This is a genomic window from Protofrankia symbiont of Coriaria myrtifolia (genome assembly GCF_900634755.1).
Lineage (GTDB): Bacteria > Actinomycetota > Actinomycetes > Frankiales > Frankiaceae > Protofrankia > Protofrankia coriariae.
In genome coordinates, this window is record NZ_CAAAFS010000147.1 from 1 (window position 1) to 3,844 (window position 3,844).

Annotated in this window: 3 protein-coding genes; all 3 read right to left on the reverse strand. The window is 73.9% G+C overall.

Annotated elements, in window-relative coordinates:
- Window positions 1-6: 6 nt before the first annotated feature.
- Window positions 7-414 carry a hypothetical protein gene (locus CM1CMNOD_RS08300; RefSeq protein WP_050803429.1) on the reverse strand — a complete coding sequence of 136 codons (408 nt, stop codon included), beginning with the start codon at window positions 412-414 and terminating at the stop codon, window positions 7-9.
- Between the two features lie 15 nt (window positions 415-429).
- Window positions 430-678 carry a hypothetical protein gene (locus tag CM1CMNOD_RS08305; protein ID WP_050803432.1) on the reverse strand — a complete coding sequence of 83 codons (249 nt, stop codon included), beginning with the start codon at window positions 676-678 and terminating at the stop codon, window positions 430-432.
- A 256-nt stretch (window positions 679-934) separates the two neighbouring features.
- Window positions 935-3,844 (reverse strand): pentapeptide repeat-containing protein (locus CM1CMNOD_RS22935; RefSeq protein WP_241247551.1); only part of this gene is annotated, 2,910 nt, incomplete at its 5' end.

The window sequence follows — 3,844 nt, forward strand, 5'->3', positions numbered from 1 at the left end:
CGCCGGTCACACCGGCCGTGCGGCCGGTCGCCTCCGCTCGAGCAGGCGCAGGACGGTCCGGGCCGCCTGGCCACTTTCGGTGGTGTCGCAGCGCCCGCGCCGTACCCAGTGGTCGCGGGCATGGAGCGGCCCGATCGACCGATCACGGTGGTCCGGGCGGTTGCGGGCCAGCATGAGAGTGGTCGCTTCCCCGCCGGGGACCTCGGTCCAGTGGAACATCCCGGCCGGCATGGTGTAGAGGTCGCCCGCTCGATGGCTTTCCATCGTGCCGGGGCCGTAGCGCACCAGGCGCGAGGTCGCCCGCAGTTCGTCCACGTCGCCGTGGCTGTGCACCTCGAAGAGGCGGTGGGTGGGCGGCGTCCCGGCCGCGGGGGTGATCCGCACGAGATGGTTGTGGACCTCGCCGGCCAGCACGAGGCTGCGCAGGTCTCAGCTGTGGCAGTGCACCGACGAGGTGGTCGGACGTGCCGCGCGGACCTGCCGGGTCCACACGTGCACGCAGACCCCGCCCTCCTCGAAACGCCGTACCGGAATACACAGGAATCCCAGCGGATGGCGCAGCACCGTCGCCTCCCGGGGGGTGGCCGCAGCATCCATGAGGGCCTGCGTCAACCAATCCGGAACGGTACCCGTCCGGATGCCGGCGACCTGGTGGCACAGCTGCGTGTAGGACGTCATGCGCACCGGTCCTTTGCCTGGGCACCGGGTACGCCTGGACGGGAGTCCGAAGCAGGGCGGCTTTCGGCGTTGTACCGGTGCCGGCATCCGTCCTGCCGTGCTGTCGTGTTCGTGGCTGGCTTGTTCGTCACAGCCTTGTTCGTCCCCCCGAAGTTCCGCACGAATGTATCGTAACCGCGGAGTGGACGGTGAAAAAGTCGCTGTATCGTTTTTTACCGCTGGCGGCGGCCGGTGCCGGACGGTTCCGGCAAATGCGTCACGGAAACCAGTGTCGACGATTCCGGCCGTTCGGGTGGATCGGGGAGCGGGGGATGCGCTCGAGCCCGGGAATCGGGGCGTCGGGTCCGAGCGGGGTGAGTTCGCCCGGCTCGAGGCGGCACAGCTTCACGACCCACCACAGGAAGTTCGCCGGATCACCGTCGATCTTGACACTGCCGTCCGGCAGAAGTACGCTCCACCCGCCCGCGGCGAAGCTGACCATGGTGGCGACGGTACTGCCGGTACTGCTGCCAGCGCCGATGGTCCACAGCCGCACAGTGCCGTCGTCACCGCCGGTGGCGAGCAGGCTGCCGTCGGGGGAGAACGTCACCGCCCGCACCGCGCCGATATGGCCGGTCAGCAGGCCGGCCTGACGGCCGGTGGCGATGGTCGACAGCCGCACGGTGCCGTCGTCGCGGCCGACTGCGAGGGCGGCGCCGTCGGGGGAGAAGGCGATCGCCATGGCGGCGGCGTCGCGGCCGTCGCCGCCATGGCCGGCACCGTCCTCTCTGCCGGCGCTGCCCCTGCCGGTGCTGTCTCTGCCGGCAGCGCCTCCGCCGGCGCTGCCCCGGGCGGTACCGCTGTGGCCGGTCCGGTCGGCTGTGCCGCGGTCGGTAGCGCCGCTGGTGGTGGTCCGGTCGGGACTGGTCTGGTCGGTGGGGTGGGTGAGCCGGCCGATTGGATGGCCGGTGGTGATGTCCCACAAACGTATGGTGCCGTCGGGTTCGCCGACCGCGAGGGTGGCGCCGTCGGGGGAGAAGGCGATCGCCGTGGCGGCGGTGCGGCCGGCACCGCCGTGGCTGGTAGCGCCCTGGCCGCTCCGGCTGCCTCGGTCGGCCTGGTCGGCACCGCCGTGGCTGGTGGTCGGGTCGGTGGGGCGGGTGAGCCGGCCGATCGGGTGGCTGGCGTCGATGTCCCACAGGCGTATGCCGCCATCGGGTTCGCCGGTGGCCAGGGTGGTGCCGTCGGGGGAGAGCGCCACGGCCATCGGCCACGGCACGCCGGCATGGCCCGCGAGGCGGTTGCCACGCCGGCCGGTGACGATGTCCCAGCGCAGCAGGGCGTCGGCATGGACGGTGGTGAGCAGAGCGCCCTTGGCGGAGAACGTCACCGCGGCGGCCGCTGTGGTCGCGTCGGCGCTGCGGGTGAGCTGTCCGGTGAGCCGTCCGGTCGTCACCTCCCACAGTCGGACGGTGGGATGGCCGCCGTTACCGCCGTGCGCGGTGTTGTAGCTGGCGGTGCTGTGGCTGGTGGCGAGGGTGGTGCCGTCGGGGGAGAACGCCACCGCCCACACCGGGTCGCCGCGGCCGGCCAGCCGGCCGGTCTCCTGGCCGCCCAGCGGATCCCACAGCCGCAGCGTGCGGTCCGTGCCGCCGGTGGCGAGGGTGGTGCCGTCGGGGGAGAACGCCACCGACCGCACCGCGCTGGCGTGGCCGTGCAGCATCGCCGTCCGACGGCTGGAGACGACGTCCCACAGGTGCACCGTGCCGTCGTCCCCGCCGGTGGCCAGGGTGGTGCCGTCGGGAGAAAACGCCACCGCGTGCACATGGTCGGTGTGGCGGGTGAGCTGACCGGTCTGCTGGCCGGTGGGTGCGTCCCACAGTCGGACGGTGTGGTCGTCCCCGCTGGTGGCCAGGGTGGTGCCTTCGGGGGAGAACGCCACCGGCCACACCGCGCCGGTGTGGCCGGGCAGCACCCTGGCCGGCCGTCCGCTCGTCGCCTCCCACAGCCGTACCGTGCCGTTGTCGCCGCCGGTGGCGAGCAGAGTGCCGTCGGGGGAGAACGCCACCGCCCGCACCCTGGGCGCGCCACGGTCGCGCCCGCCCGGACGGTCGTCCCGCGCCCCCGCCTCCCGCGCCTCGTAGGTGCTGTGAGTCCCGTAGGTGCCGTGAGCCCCGTAAGCATCGTGTGACCCGTGGCTGTCGTAAGCGTCGTGCGACCTGTGGCTGTCGTGGGCCTCATGAGCGCCGTGGCTGCCGTGGGCGTGGTCGATGATCCGGCGGGGCTGTCGGCTGTCGGGTTCCGCGGTGGCCGCCCACAGGTGTACCGCCGTGTCGTCCCCGCCGGTGGCCAGGGTGGCGCCGTCGGGGGAGAACGCCACCGCGCGCACCGGGCCGGTGTGGCCGGACAGTTCGCGGGTCTGCCGGCCGGTGGTGGTGTCCCACAGCCGGACCGTGCGGTCGTCGCCGCCGGTGGCGAGCAGGGTGCCGTCGGGGGAGAACGCCGCCGCGCGCACCGTGCCGGTGTGGCCGGTCAGCGTCCGCAGCGGGCGCAGCCCGTCGGGGTCGACCAGCAGTACCTGCCGCCCCCAGCAGGCCGCGAGCAGGGTGCTGTCCGGGGCGAAGACGATGCTTCGCGGCTCCCGGGCGGGTGGCAGCAGCATCGCCTCGACGCGGTCGCGCCCGAGGACCGCCGCGGCCGCCAGTTCGGGTGCGGCGGCGCTGGCCACGTCGAGCCGTGGGTGCACCAGCGCGGCCCGCTGCCAGCGGCTGCCGGTGAGCTGCACGTTGGTGAGGATGGGACGGATCAGCCGGGCGCCGTGGAGATCGGCACCGGAGAGGTTGGCACCGGTGAGGTCGGCGTCGGGCAGCCGGATCCCGGCGAGCACCGCCCCGGTGAGGTCGGCGAAGCGCAGGTTGCGCCCGGCCAGGTCCTGGCCGCGCAGGTCCTGGCCGGCAAGGTGGGCGCCGGCGACCGGCAGCCCGAGGGCGCGGGCGACCCCCAGCGCGTTCACCGGGGAGGCGCCGTCGGCGCCCGGGTCGGCCAGCACCCGCTGGGCCCAGCCCCTCAGCGCCGCCCGGTCGGCGAGGCCGACCAGAAAGTCGATCATTAGCTGGGACATGTTCCGCCGGGCCAGCAACGACGACGCGCGGTGACCACCGCCGGGCGGGCCACCGTGGGGCGGGCC

What these genes read in the sequence shown, in the direction of transcription:
- CM1CMNOD_RS08305 (WP_050803432.1), bottom strand. Translation starts at nt 678, where the DNA reads ATGACGTCCTACACGCAGCTGTGCCACCAGGTCGCCGGCATCCGGACG.